Origin of the sequence: Streptomyces gamaensis (assembly GCF_042656465.1) — a bacterium.
GTDB lineage: Bacteria > Actinomycetota > Actinomycetes > Streptomycetales > Streptomycetaceae > Streptomyces > Streptomyces gamaensis.
The window spans coordinates 262,366-278,626 of the sequence record NZ_JBHSPB010000001.1 but is presented as its reverse complement, the minus strand read 5'-3'; the positions used below and the strand labels follow the sequence as shown (position 1 = coordinate 278,626).

The following is a 16,261-nucleotide window of genomic DNA, read 5'->3' as shown; positions in this document are numbered from 1 at the left end:
CCGCTCAGGCCCGCGCGCGGGCCCCCGCGAGCCCGTCCGCCAGCACACCCGGCCGCTCCATGCCCGCTTCCACTGCCGGATTCACCCGTATGAGGAGCTCCGCAGCCGACGGCGTCCCCCGCAGCAGCAGCGCCGGACCCTGCCCGCAATCACGGGCCCCGGCCTGCGCGGCCCCCTCCTCCCACCACGTCCCCGCGCACGACGAACGCTTCGCCGGCGGCGTCGACTGCGTCTGCCACAACGCCACCACCGCGGCCACCAGCGCCACGATCGCCAGCGCCCCCACGAGCACCCGCACCCGTCGCCCCGCACGCCCGATGTCCCGCCGCTTCGCGTACGACACCCTCCACCCCCGACCCACCGTCGCGGAACTGCTGTGCGGACGATCGTAGAGCGGGCCACTGACATTCGAGCCCTCCCCGTACCGACGGCCGTGGTCCGGCCGTGCCCGATGGCGGGGTTCGGCCGTGGTCTGCCGCGCGGTGTCTAGCTCCATCCTCTGCCCGTTACGAGCAGACCTTGCCCGGTTCCGGCACCGTACCTTCCAACAGGTAAGTATCCACCGCCCCCTTGACGCAGGCGTTCCCGCTGTCGTAAGCCCCGTGCCCCTGTCCCCGGAACGTCAGCTCCACCCCGACCCCCGGCCCCAGCGCCTGCGCCATCCGGTGCGCTCCCTCGTAAGGGGTCGCCGGATCACCGGTGTTGCCCACCACCACGATCGGCGGTGCCCCCTTCGCGCTCACGTCCGGCGTCCGCCACTGCCCCTTGACCGGCCAGCCCGTGCACTGCGTCAGGCTCCACGCCATGAAATCCCCGAACACCGGCGACGCCCTGCGGAACTCCGGTACCTTCGCCGCGATCTCCCGCGCCGTGTACCGCTCCGCCGAGTCCGCGCACGAGATCGCGTTCAGCGACGACTGCAGCGTGCTGTAACGCCCGTCCTGGCCACGCCCGTTCATCGAGTCCGCCAGCGCCATCAGCACCCTGCCGTCCCCGTTCTCCGCGTCCTCCACGCCCTCCGTCAAGTAGTCCCAGAAGTCCTTCGAGTACAGCGCCTGCGCCACACCCCCCGTCGCCAGCGCCCGCGTCAGCTGCCGCCCCCCGCCCCCGGGAATCGGCCGGCTGTCCAGCCGCTCCAGCAACTGCTGGATCTGCTGCCCCGTCGGGCAGTTGTCCGCCTTCTGCACGCACGCGTCCAGATAGTTGCCCAGCGCCAGCTGGAACCCCTTCGTCTGCGCCAGCGCCCCCTGCGCCGCGTCGTTCGTCGGGTCCACCACCCCGTCGAACATCGCCCTGCCCACCCGTTTCGGGAACAAGTGCGCGTACACCCCGCCCAGTTCGGTGCCGTACGAAACACCGAAGTAGTGCAGCTTGTCGTCCCCCAGCGCCTGCCGCAGCAGATCCATGTCCCGCGCCGCGTTCGTCGTCCCCACGTACGGCAGCACCTTCCCCGAGCGCCTCTGGCACCCCGCCGCGTAGGCCGCCACCCTGTTCACCAGAGCCGTCTGCCGTGCCGTCGTGGCCGGTGTCGCGTCCGCCGCGAAGTACGCGTCCAGCTCCCGGTCGCCCAGACACGTCACCCCGCTGCTGCGCCCCACCCCCCTCGGATCGAAGCTCACCAGGTCGTAGCGGGTCCTGAGATTCCGGTAGTCCTCCGCGAACGCCGGCAGCGCCGCCACCCCCGAACCGCCCGGCCCGCCGAAGTTGAACACCAGCGAGCCGATCCGGTGCGCCTGGTCCGTGGCCTTCGCCCGGATCAGCGCGATACCGATCTTCTCCCCCTGCGGCTTCGCGTAGTCCAGCGGCACCCGCAGCGTCGCGCACTCCCACTCCGCCCCCGGCGGCCGCCCCCCGCCGATACCGCCGCCGCCCCCGCCCTCGCTCCCGCTCGCCGCCGGACACGCCGCCCACTCCAGCCGCTGCCCGCCCCCCGCGCTCGGCGCCGCCGCCCTCACCTGCTGCCCCGCGCCCGTGCAGCCGACCGCCGCCACCGTCAGCAGCCCTGCGGAGATCAGACTCACGGTCCTCACGGAGCCGGCCACGGCACCCCTCCTTCCTGACGACCATGCTGTGCCGTCGCCGGGGGCGGGGCGCGTCGGGGTGGGCCGGATGGGTGGGGTGGATGGGTGGGGTGGAGGTGGTGTGCGGGGTGGGGGCGGGTGCGGGTGCCTTGAGTTTTTGCGCGGTGTCGGTCAGGACGGTACGAGCGTTACTTCCGTCGCCTTCACGCTCACCCACACCCGTGCGCCTTCCGCCAGGCCCAGGTCCGCTGCCGCCTCCGGGGTCACCTCCGCCACGACGTCCGGGCCGGCCTCGACAAGCACGCGCAGGCGCGCGCCCTGTGCCGTGATCTCCTTGACGGTGCCCTGCCAGACGTTCCGCGGGCTGCCGCCCTGCGGCCGCGTCGTGTGCAGCGACACCGCCTCCGGAGGGACCACGGCCAGTGCCGTCGCCGTCTCCCGCGGCAGTGGCTCCGCCGCCGTGAGTGTCGTACCGCCGTCGTGCAGGAGGAGCGTGCGGTCCGTTGTCGCCTTGCCCTGCCACGCGTTGCGGCCCAGCATCCTCGCCACCCACGGGGAGCGGGGGCTGCGGGTCAGCTCCGCCGGTGTCGCGTACTGGACGGTTCTGCCGTCCTCCAGGACCAGGATCCTGTCCGCCAGGGACACCGCTTCCACCGGGTCGTGCGTGACGATCAGGCAGACCCCCGGGAATTGTGCGAGGTGCGTGCGCAGGGTCTGGCGGATCTGGGTTTTCGTCGTCTGGTCCAGTGCGGCCAACGGCTCGTCCAGCAGGAGGAGTCGCGGGCGGGCCGCCAGGGCGCGGGCCAGGGCCACGCGCTGGGCCTGGCCGCCGCTGAGCTCGTGCGGGCGGCGGCGGGCCAGGTCTCCCACGCCCAGGCGGTCCAGCCAGTGCTGGGCCTCTTGCAGGGCCTGGTGTGCCGGAGTGCCTTGTGCCCTTGGTCCGTAGGCCGTGTTGGCCAGGGCGGTGAGGTGGGGGAAGAGGGCGTTGTCCTGGGGGAGCCAGGCGATGCGTCTGCGGTGGGGCGGTTCGGTGTCCGCGTTGCCGTTTCCGAGGTGGAGGGGGGTTGCGGTGGCTCGGTCCGTGAGACCCAGGAGGGCGCGGAGGAGGGTTGTCTTTCCTGCTCCGTTGGGGCCCACTACCGCGATCGTGGTGCGTGGTTCGGCGTTGATGTTTGTGTTCGTCGCGCCGTTGACTGTGGTGCGCAGGGGGTGCGTGGTGGGGGCGGGGCCGGGGCGGTCCGGGCCCTCCGGGGCTGTATGAATTACGGCGGCTTGCCCTTGGCCGTCAAGTGGCCCCGAATGCCGCCGCAATTCACACTTTACGCCCCTTACCGGGCCCTCCCCGCCCCGGCCCCTCCCGTTCGTACGCGGCTGCGGGCCGTTGTGAGTCGTGGTGTTCAGCCAGCGGCCTCGTAGTGTCAGCAGGACCGTTGTTGCTATCGCAAGCAAGAGTAGGGATACGGCTGTTGCTCCCTCCGGGTCGTCCTGGAGTAGGAGGTAGACCTGGAGTGGGAGGGTTTGGGTTGTGCCTGGGAGGTTGCCCGCGAAAGTGATCGTCGCCCCGAACTCCCCCAGCGCGCGGGCCCAGCTGAGGGCCGCGCCCGCCAGCAGGCCCGGGGCGATCATGGGAAGGGTGATCGTGCGGAAGACCCGGAACGGCGGTGCCCCCAAGGAGGTTGCCGTCTCCTCGTAGCGCGGGTGCAGGCCCGCCAGCGCTCCTTCCAGGCTGATGACCAGGAACGGCATGGAGACGAACGCGGAGGCGACCACTGCCCCTGCCGTCGAGAAGGGGAGCGTGATGCCGAGGTCTTCGAGCCACGGGCCCAGTACCCCGCGGCGTCCGTAGCCCTGGAGGAGGGCCACCCCCGCGACCGTGGGCGGCAGCACCATCGGCAGCATCACCAGGCAGCGCACGAGCGGCTTGCCCGGGAAGTCGGTCCGTGCCAGCAGCCAGGCCAGGGGTACGCCCAGGACGAGGGAGATCAGCAGTGCCGACGCGGAGACGGCAAGTGACAGTCCCAGGGCCTGCGTTGACTCGTGGGTCGTGAGGCGTGAGGGGAGGGTGGACCAAGGGGTGCGCGTGAGGATGCCCAGCAGCGGCAGGAACAGGAAGCCCACCGCTATCGCCGCCGGAATCCCCAGCGCCAGGGGAGTGCGTGCCCTCACGGCTGCTGGAAACCGGCCGCGCGCAGCAGTTGTTGTGCGTCGTCCGTGCTCAGCCACTTGACGAACTCGTCGGCTTCCTTGGTGTGCCGCGAGCTCTTGAGGGATGCCGCGGGGTAGTCGGCGACGGCGTTCTGGGCGTCGGGGATCGTGACCGTGGTGACCTTGTCCTTCGCGGTGTGCGCGTCTGTCGTGTAGACGATCCCGGCGTCCGCCTCACCGAGGGAGACCTTGCTCAGTACGGCCCGTACGTTGGGTTCCTGCGAGACCGGCTTGACGGTGACGTGCTGCTGGTCCAGCACCTTGGCCCCGTACCGGCCCACCGGCACCGCCGGGGCGGCCAGCACGACCTTGAGGTCGCTCCGGGAGAGGTCGGCAAGTCCCTTGATGTCCTTGGGGTTGCCCTTGGCGGTGGCGATCGTGAGGCGGTTCTTGGCGATGACCGTGGGTGTGCCGGTTTCCGACTTCAGGGCGTCCATGGTCGTGGTGTCGGCCGTCACCAGCGCGTCGGCGGGAGCGCCCTGCCGTACCTGCGCCGCGAGCTCCTGCGAGCCCGCGAACGAGAACTTCACGGTCGTGCCCGGGTGCGTCTTCTCGTACGCCGCCCCCGCCTGCTTGAAGACATCGGTGAGGGAGGCGGCGGCGAGCACGGTGAGCGTCTTGCCCTCGGCCTTCGAGTCCCCCTTGTCGTCGCAGCCTGCCGCCAGGGGAGCCAGGAGAACGACAGCCACGAGGGGCAGGGTGCGGAACTTGCGGTGCGTCATGAGGAACCCCGAACGGTCAGACACGGTCGATGTGCACGTTGGTGGCCTTCACCCGGGCCACGGCCTCCATCCCCACGGTCAGCCCCAGTTCTTCGACGGCCTCTCTTGTCAGAAGCGAGACCAGCCGGTGCGGTCCGGCCTGGATCTCGACCTGGGCGGCGACATCGCCGAGCTTGACGGCCGTGATGATGCCGGGGAAGGCGTTGCGGGCACTGGTGTACGGCTCCTCGTCGCCGGGGGCCTCGGCCAGCGACACGGAGAAGGCAGCGAGATCCTCCCCGTCGATCAGCCGCTTGCCGCCCTCCTCCCGCCGCGTGGGAATCCGCCCTGCGTCCGCCCACCGCCGCACGGTGTCCGGACTGACCCCGAGCAGTCGTGCCGCCCGGCCAATGCTGTAGGAGGAGCGCATGTGCGGCACGCTAAGCCGATAGCGTGCGCATATGCAAGGCAGGAGGCGGGGGAGGGGTGGTAGCTGCGGTTCCTGTCCGGTTCAGATCGCGCCCTTGCGCGTCAGGTGCGTGAACGAGATCCAGCCCGGCAGTACCGGCAGCCACAGCGTCATCAACCGGAACAGCAGCACCGCGGGCGCCGCCTGCTCCGCCGGCAGCCCCGCGAACGTCAGCGCACCGGTCAGCGCGAACTCCACGGCACCGACGCCACCGGGCGTCGGCGCGGCGGAACCCAGCGCGTTGGCAGTGAGATAGACCACGGCGATGCTCGCGTAGCTCAGCTCGCCGCCGAAGGCGCGGATCGCGGCGTCCAGGCACATGACGTTGGCGGCGGTCAGCAGCAGCATCCCGCCGATACCGGTCACCAGCTTCTGCGGCCGCTGGAGCACGTCGAGCATGCGCGGCACGACCCCGGCGAACAACGACCGCACCCGCGTCACCACGAACTTCCGCAGCACCGGGATGGCCGCGACGACCAGCACCAGCACGGCCGCGGTCAGCAGCCCGCCGATGACCGTACGGGAGGGTCCGAGGGAGTCGCTGCGCTCGGTTCCCGTGACGTAGCCGAAGGACAGCAGCAGCAGGATGTGGCAGGCGAGGCCGAACAGCTGCGAGGCGCCCACACTGGCGACGGCCAGTCCGGGCCGGACCCCGGCACGTTGCAGGAAACGGGTGTTGAGGGCGACGCCCCCCACCGCGGCCGGCGCGACGATCTTCACGAAGGACCCGGCGACCTGGGCGAGCACAGTGCGCCCGAACAGCACCTTCTCGGGGACGAAGCCGAGCAGGCTGAGCGCGGCGGCGACGTAGGTGAGGATCTGGAAGACGACGGCGACGGCCACCCAGGCCCAGTCCGCCTGCGCGACCAGATCACCGAACTTGATGTGGGCGAGCTGGCTGAGCAGGTAGTAGGCCGCGATGGCACCGGCGACGAAGCTGAGCAGGGTGCGCGGCTTGATGCGCTCCAGGCGGACGGGCTCTATGGGGGCCTGGGGGCGGATCAGGAGGACCTGGCGGCGGATCTGGGCGAGGAGGTCCTCCTCGCGGGCGCCTTCGAGGGCCTCGTCGATGGCCTTCTTCTCGGCCTGCCGCTCGGCGCGCAGGGCCTTGCGGTCGCTGATGGCCTCGGCGGCGAGCTCGTCCTGGCCGGCGGCCGCGGCGGCCCGGGCCTCCTTCGCGAGCCGGGCGGCCTCCAGGACGTTCTCGCGCTCGCGCTGGGCGCGCTCGCGGGCACGCTGGCGGAGGGTGCCCCGGCTGATCCGGGTGAGGGCCAGGGGCTGCAGGAGCGGCAGGCTGTCGGCGATCGCGTCGGGGCCGAGGACGGAGACGCCGGTCGCGACGGCCCGCTCGGCACCCACCCGCAGGCCCAGGGTGACCAGGAGCTGGGCGACGTCCATGCGCAGCACCAGGTCACCGGCGGCGATCTCCCCGCCGCGCAGATCGGTCAGGACGACATTGCCGGAACGATCCACCAGCAGGGCGTCGGCGTCCAGGCGCCGGTGGGCGATACGGCGGGACTGCAGGGCGTGCACCTGCCGCCAGGCGCCGGCCATCAGCTCGTCGGTGATCTCCTCGGTGGGCACGGCGTCGAGGGGACGGCCGCCGATGTGCTCGTAGACGAGCATCACGGCGTCGGGGCCCAGCTCGGAGGTGGCGATGAGCTTGGGGGCGTTCGCGCCGGCGGCGATGGCCGCGTAGGCGAGCAGCGCCTCCTGTTCGAGGGCCTGCCGCAGGGACTGCAGACTGCGCGGCTGGGTGATGCCGCGCAGGGCCAGCCGCTGCCAGACGCGGTAGAAGAAGCCCTGGGCCTGCTGCTCGCGGTCGACGACGGTGACGTCGAGGGGCGGGCCGTCCTCCAGGGTGACGATGTAGCGCCGGCCTCTCTCGTGCGGGGTGGCCTCGTCGTCCGCGGACTCCTCGGCGCGCAGCGCCGTCACCGGCTTGAAGCCGACGCGGCGCAGACCGGCGAGGAGGTGGCGGCCGGTGGGGCGGACGTTGGGGGAGCCGACGGCGTAGAGGGTGCCGTAGGCCACGGTCCAGCCGATGAGGACGGTCGCGACGATGGAGAACGGCGTGGTGTAGCCGTTGACGAGGACGGCGAAGGCGTCCAGGAGCAGCACGACCCACATGGCGATGCGCCAGCGCGGCCGCCGGGACATGCCCACCGCGGTCATGTAGGCGATCACGGGGGCGAGATAGCCGTGCACGGGGTCGGTGAGCCCGCCCGAGGGGGCGGGCTGGGTCAGGGCCTCGCGGATGGACTCGGGGGCGGCCCTCGCCACCCACAGGTCGGTCGCGAGGGAGACGCCGTGCGCGAGGACGGCGGCGAGCACACCGTCGGCGATGCGCAGCCCGTCCCGTTTGATCAGCCGCTCGACGGCGAAGGCGACCGGGACGATGAAGATGGCGATGTTGGCGCCCAGCCCGGCGATGCTCGTGAGGAACTGCGGAGCCTTGCCGGTGCTCTCGCTGATGTCCTTCTCCAGGCCGGTGGTGGTGGCGTGGGCGAAGGCGGCCAGCGCGAGCACCAGGGCGATGCCGATGATGCCGAGGAAGAAACGGACGAGGTCGGCGGGGCGGTGCACCCGGGCGGGCAGCAGCGGCTCGTCACCGGAGACCTGGTCGATGTGGACCTCGCCGTCCTCGCAGCGGTAGCCGCCCGGCCCGTCCGGCCCGGAGGGGGAACGGGGAGGCGGCGGATCGGCGGCGGGCTCACCGTCGGCGGGCACGGCTCGCGGAGCGCGCTCCCCTCCCGGGGGTGCCGCGCCCTGCTGTCGGTCCGTCTTTTCTTCTTGGTCTCGTATCACCAGTCACCGCCCGGAAGATGGTGGCATGGCCCCGCCGGGCGAAGGGGCATCAGGGGGTATTTCGCAGGCGCGGACTTGGGATCGTACGCCCTGTGGTGCGCTCGCGCACTCTGGGTGATCTTGCCCGGGGGCCGGTCGGGGCCGGGTCCGGGGCGCCGCCGGGGGCGTACGGCACCATGGACCGGGTGACCGAGGACCGTGATCCCGCCGGCCGCTCCGGACCGGCCGCGTTGCCCGAGTACGCCGAGCGCGTCCTGGCCGTGGCCGAACTGATCCCGCCGGGCCGGGTGCTGACGTACGGGGACGTCGCCGAGTGGCTGGGCGGGGGCGGGCCCCGCCAGGTGGGGCGCGTCATGGCGCTGTACGGCGCGGCCGTGCCGTGGTGGCGGGTCGTCCGGGCGGACGGCGCGCTGCTGCCGGGCCACGAGCGGCGGGCGCTCGCCCGCTACCGCGAGGAGGGCACCCCGCTGCGCGAGTCCGGGCGCGGCGGCGTGCCCCGGCTGGCGATGGCGCGGGCCCGCTGGGACGGCCGCACCGGCGTGACTCCTCACACCTGACAGCATCGGCGCTCCGGGCACGGCTGAACCACACCCCGGCCCGCACGGCCCGGGGCTGACCCGAACGGATGAGGCCGCGCGGACCGCGCGCCGGCCCCCGGGACGGACTGCGCGCCCCCGGGCCCCTGGCGTAGCGTCGAGGACCGCGGTCACCACCCGGCCACCCCTCGGCCCGTACGGCCGCACCAGACCCCGCACCCCCACCAGGACCGGCAACCCACGTGAGCTCCTCCCCCTCCTACGGCTCTTCCGCATCGTCGCTCAGAACGGCGTCGACGGGGCCCTCGGGCGCGTACCGGCTCGTCCGTACGCCGCCGGGCCCGACGACCCTTCCTGAGCTGGACGCACACCAGCGCGCGGTGGTTGACCACAGCGGCGGACCGCTGCTGGTCCTGGCCGGGCCGGGCACGGGGAAGACGACGACGCTGGTGGAGGCCGTCGCGCGGCGCGTGCGCGAGGGCACCGACCCCGAGCGGATCCTGGTGCTGACCTTCAGCCGCAAGGCGGCCGTCGAACTGCGGGACCGGATGGCCGCCCGGCTCGGCGCCGGCGCGCAGGCCCCGCAGGCCACCACCTTCCACTCCTACTGCTACGCGCTGGTCCGCGCCCACCAGGACGCCGACCTGTTCAGCGAACCGCTGCGGCTGCTCTCGGGCCCCGAGCAGGACGCCGTCCTGCGGGAGCTGCTGGCCGGGCAGGCCGAACTGGAGCGCGCGGGGCGCGGGGCCGTGCGCTGGCCGGGCGAGCTGCGCGCCTGCCTGACCACGCGCGGCTTCGCGGACGAGGTGCGCGCGGTGCTCGCGCGCAGCCGCGAACTGGGGCTGGGGCCCGGGGAACTGGACGCGTTCGCCGGGCGCACGGGACGGCCGGACTGGGCCGCGGCGGCGGCCTTCCTCGCCGAGTACCTCGACATCCTCGACGCCCGGGGCGTGCTGGACTACGCCGAGCTCGTGCACCGCGCGGTGCTCCTCGCCCAGCGGCCCGGCACCGCCGAGGAACTGGCCCTGCGCTACGACGCGGTCTTCGTCGACGAGTACCAGGACACCGACGCCGCCCAGGTACGGCTGCTGCGCGCGCTCGCGGGCAATCCGCCGGGCCGGGGCGTGCCCGGGGCGGGCGGCGGCCGCACGCTGGTGGCCTTCGGCGACCCGGACCAGTCCATCTACGCGTTCCGGGGCGCCGACGTCGGCGGCATCCTCGACTTCCCGCACGCCTTCCCGCGCGCCGACGGCGAGCCCGCGCCGGTCGCGGTCCTGACCACCTCGCGCCGCTCCGCAGAGCGGCTGCTGGCCGCGACCCGGCTGCTCACCCGGCGCATGCCGCTGACCCGGCTGCCCGCACCGGCCGTCCGCGCGCACCGGGAGCTCACGGCCGTCCGCGAGGGCGGCAGCGTGGAGGCGTACACCTACCCGACCGCCGGCGCCGAGACCGACAACATCGCCGACATCCTGCGCCGCGCGCACCTGGAGGACGGCGTGCCCTGGAGCGCGATGGCCGTCCTGGTACGGGCCGGCTCCCGCTCGATCCCGTCCCTGCGCCGCGCCCTGACCTCGGCGGGCGTGCCCGTCGACATCGACGGCGACGACGTGCCGCTGCGGCACGAGCCCGCCGTGGGGCCGCTGCTGACCGCGCTGCGGGCGGTCGCGGAGTCGGTCCTTCCGGGGGCGGTGGCGGACGGAGAGGGCGCGCCGGGCGGTGAATCCTTCCGGCTCTCCCCGGAGACCGCTCTCGCCCTGCTCGCCTCGCCCCTCGGCGACACCGACAGCGCGGACCTGCGGCGCCTGGGACGCGCCCTGCGCGAGGAGGAGCGGGCCGCGGGCGTCCCCGTGCCGCGCTCCTCGGACGTCCTGATCGCCGAGGCCCTGGCGCAGCCCGAACGCCTGGTGGCGCACGATCCGGCCTACGCGCGGGGCGCGCAGAAACTCGGCGCCCGGCTGGAGGCGGTGCGCCGCGCGCTGCGCGAGGGCGCCACCGCAGAACAGGCCCTGTGGCTGCTGTGGGACGGCACCTCCTGGTCGGAACGGCTGGAACGCGCCGCCCGGCGCGGCGGGGCCGCCGGCCGCAACGCCGACCGCGATCTGGACGCCCTGTGCGCCCTGTTCGAGACCGCCGCGCGCGCCGAGGAGCGCGTCGGCGGCCGGGGCGCCCTGAACTTCCTGGACGAGCTGGAGGCCCAGGACATCGCCGCCGACACCCTCGCCGGCCGGGCCGTGCGCCCCGACGCCGTACGGCTGATGACCGCCCACCGCTCCAAAGGACTGGAGTGGCGGCTGGTCGTCGTCGCGGGCGTACAGGAGGGCCTGTGGCCCGACCTGCGGCGGCGCGGATCGCTCCTGGAGGCCGACCGCATCGGCCGCGACGGCCTCGCCGAACCCCTGCCCCCGGGCGCGCTCCTCGCCGAGGAACGCCGCCTGTTCTACGTCGCCGCGACCCGCGCGAGCGAGCGCCTGGTCGTCACCGCCGTCAAGGCCGCAGCCGAGGACGGCGACCAGCCCTCACGATTCCTCGCCGAACTGGGCGCCGAACCCGTCGACGTCACCCAGCGCCCGCGCCGCCCCCTGTCGGTGGCCGCGCTCGTCGCCGAACTGCGCGCCACCACCGTCGACCCCGCCGCCTCCGACGCCCTGCGGGACGCCGCCGCCCGGCGGCTCGCCCGCCTGGCCGCCCTCACCGACGACGAGGGCCGCCCGCTCGTCCCCGCCGCACACCCCGACCGCTGGTGGGGACTGGACGAGCCGACGCACAACGAGGTGCCGCTGCGCGACCGCGAGCTGCCCGTCGCCCTGTCCGGCTCGGCACTCGACCAGCTCGCCAACACCTGCTCGCTGCAGTGGTTCCTCGGCCGCGAGGTACGCGCGGACGCCCCCGCCACGGCCGCCCAGGGCTTCGGCAACGTCGTGCACGTCCTCGCCGACGAGGTCGCCTCCGGCCGGACACCCGCCGACCTCGCCGTCCTCATGGAGCGCCTGGAGTCGGTGTGGGACGCGCTCGCCTTCGACGCCCCCTGGAAGTCCGCGCAGGAGAAGGAGAACGCCCGCGCCGCCCTGGAACGCTTCCTGCGCTGGCACGTGATGGAGCGCGGCGGCCGCACCCCCGTCGGCTCGGAGCACGCCTTCGACGTGACCCTGAAGGCCGACGGCTACCAGGTGCGCATCCGCGGCTCCATGGACCGCGTCGAGACCGACGCCACCGGCCGCGCGTACGTCGTCGACTTCAAGACCGGCAGGAGCGCGGTGACCGCGAACGCCGTCGCCCGCCACCCGCAGCTCGCCGTCTACCAGCTCGCCGTCGACCACGGCGCCGTGGACGAGCTGTTCGACGGCGCACGCCCCAGGGCCGGCGGCGCGGAACTCGTGCAGCTGCGCCAGGACGCGGCCAAGAAGGACGGCGGCGAGGGCGTGCCCAAGGTGCAGGCCCAGGAGCCGCTCGGCGAGGGCGGGTGGATCGGCGAACTCCTCGCCACGGCCGCCGGCCGCGTCCTCGACGAGCGCTTCGCGCCCCGCCCCGGCCAGCACTGCGCGCACTGCTCGTTCCGCTCCTCCTGCTCCGCCCGCCCCGAGGGCCGCCAGGTCGTGGAGTGAGCCTGCGCCCAGTTCCCGGGACCCGCTGTGACCAGGGCGAATACGCGTTGTCAGTGGCGGCCGTTAGCGTTCTCGCGTGACCTCGCGCCTCACCGACCCCGAGCAGCTCAAGGAGCTCCTCGGGATCCCGTTCACCCCGGAGCAGACGGCCTGCATCACCGCGCCGCCCGCCCCGCAGGTCGTCGTGGCCGGAGCCGGCTCCGGCAAGACCACGGTCATGGCCGCGCGCGTCGTCTGGCTCGTCGGCACCGGCCAGGTCGCCCCCGAGCAGGTCCTCGGTCTCACCTTCACCAACAAGGCGGCCGGCGAGCTGTCCGAGCGCGTGCGCACCGCCCTGGTCAGGGCGGGAGTCACCGACCCCGAGCCCGCCGACCCCGACCGGGCCGGCGGAGAGCCGCAGATCTCCACCTACCACGCCTTCGCCGGACGGCTGCTGAAGGAGCACGGGCTGCGCATCGGCCTGGAGCCAGACGCCCGCCTCCTCGCCGACGCCACCCGCTTCCAGCTCGCCGCCCGCGTCCTGCGCACCGCCCCCGGCCCGTACCCGGCGCTGACCCGCTCCTTCGGCGACCTCGTCGCCGACGTCCTCGCCCTCGACGGCGAGCTCGCCGAACACCTCGTGGAGCCCGGACAGTTGCGCGCGTACGACACGGAGCTGCTGGCCGCCCTGGACGGCACGAAGCTCAGCAACGCCGACCTGCGCAAGGCGCCCGAGGCCGCCCGCGCCCGCCTCGAACTCCTCGGCCTCGTCAGCGCCTACCGCGAGCAGAAGCGGCGGCGCGGCCTGCTCGACTTCGGCGACCAGATCGCCCGCTCCGCCGAACTCGCGCGCACCCGGCCCGAAGTGGGGCGGATCCTGCGCGAGCAGTTCGCCGTCGTCCTCCTCGACGAGTACCAGGACACCTCGCACGCCCAGGGCGAGCTGCTCGCCGGGCTGTTCGGCGGCGGCACCGGCCACGCGGTCACCGCCGTCGGCGACCCCTGCCAGGCCATCTACGGCTGGCGCGGCGCCTCCGTCGCCAACCTCGACGAGTTCCCGCGCCGCTTCCCCCGGTCCGACGGCCGGCCCGCCGCCCGCTTCTCCCTCAGCGAGAACCGCCGCAGCGGCGGCCGCCTGCTGCGCCTCGCCAACGGCCTGGCCGCCCCCCTGCGCGCGCTCCACGAAGGCGTCGAGGCCCTGCGCCCCGCACCCGGCGCCGAGCACGACGGCACGGTGCGCTGCGCCCTGCTGCCCACCCACGCCGACGAGCTCGACTGGCTCGCCGGGCACCTCGCGCACCTGGTGCGCACCGGCACACCCCCCGGCGAGATCGCCGTCCTGTGCCGTACGGCCGCCGACTTCGCCCAGATCCAGGCCGCCCTCGTCGCCCGGGACGTCCCCGTCGAGGTCGTCGGGCTGTCCGGGCTGCTGCACCTGCCGGAGATCGCCGACCTGGTGGCCGTCTGCGAGGTCCTCCAGGACCCCACCGCCAACGCCGCGCTCGTCCGCCTGCTCACCGGGCCGCGCTGGCGCATCGGCGCCCGCGACCTGGCCCTGCTCGGCCGGCGCGCCCGCACCCTCGTGCCCTACGGGCGCGCCGGCACGGACCCGGAGCGCCGGCTCGCCGAGGCCGTCGAGGGCACCGACCCGGCCGAGGCGGTCTCCCTCGCCGACGCCCTCGACACCTTCGTCGGCGGCGGGGGCGAGCGCGAGCCCGACGACGGGCTGCCGTTCTCCCCCGAGGCGCGCCTGCGCTTCGCCCGGCTCGCCACCGAGCTGCGCGAGCTGCGCCGCTGCCTCGCCGACCCGCTCATGGACGTCCTGCACCGGGTGCTCGCCACCACCGGCCTGGAGGTCGAGCTGTCCGCCTCGCCGCAGGCCCTCGCCGCCCGCCGCCGCGAGACGCTGGCCCGGTTCCTCGACATCGCGGCCGGCTTCTCCGCCCTCGACGGCGAGGCCGGACTCCTCGCCTTCCTGGGCTTCCTGCGCACCGCCGAGCAGTACGAGAAGGGCCTCGACAGCTCCCTGCCCGGCGGGGAGAACACCGTCAAGATCCTCACCGCGCACAAGTCCAAGGGCCTGGAGTGGGACGTGGTCGCCGTCCCCGGGCTCGTCGCGAAGACCTTCCCCAGCGAGCAGTCCCGCGAGGCGTGGACCGCGCAGGGCAGGGTCCTGCCGCACGCCCTGCGCGGCGACGCGGCGACCCTCCCGGACGTCGGCGCGTGGGACAGCAAGGGCCTGACCGCCTTCAAGGCCGCCATGAAGGAGCACCAGCACACCGAGGAACTCCGCCTGGGCTACGTGACGTTCACCCGCCCCCGCTCGCTGCTGCTCGGCTCGGGCCACTGGTGGGGGCCCAGCCAGAAGAAGCCGCGCGGCCCCTCGGAGTTCCTGAAGGCCCTGCGCGAGCACTGCGAGGCCGGCCACGGCGAGATCGAGGCCTGGGCCGACGCCCCGGAGACGGACGCCGAGAACCCGGCGCTCACGGAGGGTCAGGAAACGGACCGCGCCTGGCCACTGCCCCTGGACCCCGCCTCCCTGGCCCGCCGCCGGGCCGCCGCTGCGGCCGTACGCGCGCATCTGGAGCGCCCCGCCGGGCCCGCCGTCGCCGAGCACACGCGCGCGTACGACCCGGACTGGCCGCCCTACGACGACGAACCGCCCGCCGAGGACGAGGCGTACGCGGAGGACCTCACGGCCGACTGGGACTCCCTGCCGACGCAGCGCCCGGCGCCGGAACCGGCTCCCGCCGGGGAGGGGGAGGCCGGGCCCGTACGGGCCGGCGGGGCGCCGGTGCCGGCGGAGGGGGCCGGTCCCGTGCCCGTACCGGGCGGGGAGGCCGGGCCGACGGCAGGACACCGCGCGCCCGCACGGGCCGGGGAGCCTGCCGCAGGCGCCGAGGGGGGCGTGCCCGCTCGTGCGCTGCCGGCACCGGAGCCCGCTCCCGTCGAGGCGGGCCAGGCCGCGTCCGTACGGGCCGGACAGCCCGTCCCCGCGCCGGGCGCGGAGCCCGCCTCGGCCCCGGAGTGCCGCGTGCCCGCCCCGCCGCACCAGTACGCGCCCGCTCCCGGACAGCCCGGCGGCGCGCTGCCGCACCCGGCGCCGCCCGCCGATGACACCCCGGAGCGGCCCGCGCCCGCGCTCCCGGGCGTGCCCGCCCGGACGCGGCCCGGTGCCGGGCTCGCACACCCGGCCCCGCCCGCCGATGCCGGACCGGAGCCGCTGCTGCCGGAGGAAGCGCGCCTCGCGGCGTCCTGGGACCGTGATCTGGAGGCGCTCGCCGGAGAGCTGCGGCGGGCCCGCGCGAGCGTGCGCGATGTGCCGCTGCCGTCCTCGCTCAGCGCCTCGCAGCTCGTACGGCTCGCCGCCGACCCGGAGGCGTTCGCCCGCGAGCTCGCCCGGCCCCTGCCCCGCCCGCCGCAGCCCGCCGCCCGCCGCGGCACCCGCTTCCACGCCTGGATCGAGTCCCGCTTCGAGGAGCTGCCGCTGCCGATGCTCGGCCCCGACGAACTGCCCGGCGCCGGGGACGACGACCCCGACGGCCCGGAGATCGCCGACGAGCGCGACCTGGCCGCCCTCAAGGCCGCCTTCGAGCGCACCCCGTACGCGGACCGCACCCCCTACCGCGTGGAGGCGCCCTTCCAGCTCGCCCTCGCCGGCCGGGTGATCCGCGGCCGGATCGACGCCGTCTACCGCGAGCGGGGCCCCGACGGCGACACCTACGAGATCGTCGACTGGAAAACCGGTCGCACCCACCGCGCCGACCCCCTCCAGCTCGCCGTCTACCGCCTCGCCTGGGCCGAGCGGCAGGGCGTGCCCCTGTCCGCCGTCACCGCGGCCTTCGTCCACGTCCGCGACGGCCGGACCGTACGGCCCGAGGGCCTGCCCGACCGGCCCGGCCTGGAACGACTGCTGCTCGGGGAGCCGGAGTGAGGGACG

The 16,261-nt window shown here is 74.5% G+C and carries 9 protein-coding genes; 3 read left to right on the top strand and 6 right to left on the bottom strand.

Going from position 1 to position 16,261, the window contains the following annotated elements:
* Positions 1-4 precede the first annotated feature (4 nt).
* From ACFP1Z_RS01180 to ACFP1Z_RS01155, 6 genes are all read right to left on the bottom strand, one after another.
* Positions 5-343: a hypothetical protein gene (locus ACFP1Z_RS01180; RefSeq protein ID WP_390313770.1), complete on the bottom strand. Its 339-nt coding sequence runs from the start codon at positions 341-343 to the stop codon at positions 5-7.
* 163 nt (positions 344-506) lie between these two features.
* Positions 507-2,042 (bottom strand): alpha/beta hydrolase, encoded by a 1,536-nt coding sequence (locus tag ACFP1Z_RS01175; protein WP_390313769.1) that lies wholly within the window; start codon positions 2,040-2,042, stop codon positions 507-509.
* A gap of 150 nt (positions 2,043-2,192) precedes the next feature.
* Positions 2,193-4,187: an ABC transporter permease gene (locus tag ACFP1Z_RS01170; RefSeq protein WP_390313768.1), complete on the bottom strand. Its 1,995-nt coding sequence runs from the start codon at positions 4,185-4,187 to the stop codon at positions 2,193-2,195.
* Positions 4,184-4,948: a molybdate ABC transporter substrate-binding protein gene (modA, locus tag ACFP1Z_RS01165; protein ID WP_390313767.1), complete on the bottom strand. Its 765-nt coding sequence runs from the start codon at positions 4,946-4,948 to the stop codon at positions 4,184-4,186. Before modA ends, ACFP1Z_RS01170 begins: the two co-directional genes overlap by 4 nt.
* A gap of 16 nt (positions 4,949-4,964) precedes the next feature.
* Positions 4,965-5,357: a TOBE domain-containing protein gene (locus tag ACFP1Z_RS01160; RefSeq protein WP_390313766.1), complete on the bottom strand. Its 393-nt coding sequence runs from the start codon at positions 5,355-5,357 to the stop codon at positions 4,965-4,967.
* An 81-nt stretch (positions 5,358-5,438) separates the two neighbouring features.
* The gene (locus tag ACFP1Z_RS01155) at positions 5,439-8,204 is read right to left on the bottom strand and encodes a lysylphosphatidylglycerol synthase transmembrane domain-containing protein (protein WP_390313765.1); all 2,766 of its coding nucleotides are present in this window, start codon (positions 8,202-8,204) and stop codon (positions 5,439-5,441) included.
* Between the two features lie 176 nt (positions 8,205-8,380).
* On the opposite strand from ACFP1Z_RS01155, the gene ACFP1Z_RS01150 reads away from it, so the two are divergent.
* The 3 genes from ACFP1Z_RS01150 to ACFP1Z_RS01140 all read left to right on the top strand — a co-directional run bounded on the left by ACFP1Z_RS01150 (position 8,381) and on the right by ACFP1Z_RS01140 (position 16,255).
* Positions 8,381-8,761: an MGMT family protein gene (locus ACFP1Z_RS01150; RefSeq protein ID WP_390313764.1), complete on the top strand. Its 381-nt coding sequence runs from the start codon at positions 8,381-8,383 to the stop codon at positions 8,759-8,761.
* A 221-nt stretch (positions 8,762-8,982) separates the two neighbouring features.
* A complete protein-coding gene (locus ACFP1Z_RS01145) occupies positions 8,983-12,342 on the top strand; it encodes an ATP-dependent helicase (RefSeq protein ID WP_390313763.1) in 3,360 nt (1,119 codons plus the stop codon).
* A gap of 76 nt (positions 12,343-12,418) precedes the next feature.
* Complete coding sequence (locus tag ACFP1Z_RS01140; RefSeq protein WP_390313762.1) at positions 12,419-16,255, top strand: ATP-dependent helicase; 3,837 nt, start codon at positions 12,419-12,421, stop codon at positions 16,253-16,255.
* Positions 16,256-16,261: the final 6 nt, after the last annotated feature.

Excerpts from the sequence above, each read along its gene's own strand:
- modA (WP_390313767.1), bottom strand. The coding sequence starts at position 4,948 with ATGACGCACCGCAAGTTCCGCACCCTGCCCCTCGTGGCTGTCGTTCTC.
- ACFP1Z_RS01160 (WP_390313766.1), bottom strand. The coding sequence starts at position 5,357 with ATGCGCTCCTCCTACAGCATTGGCCGGGCGGCACGACTGCTCGGGGTC.
- ACFP1Z_RS01150 (WP_390313764.1), top strand. The coding sequence starts at position 8,381 with ATGGACCGGGTGACCGAGGACCGTGATCCCGCCGGCCGCTCCGGACCG.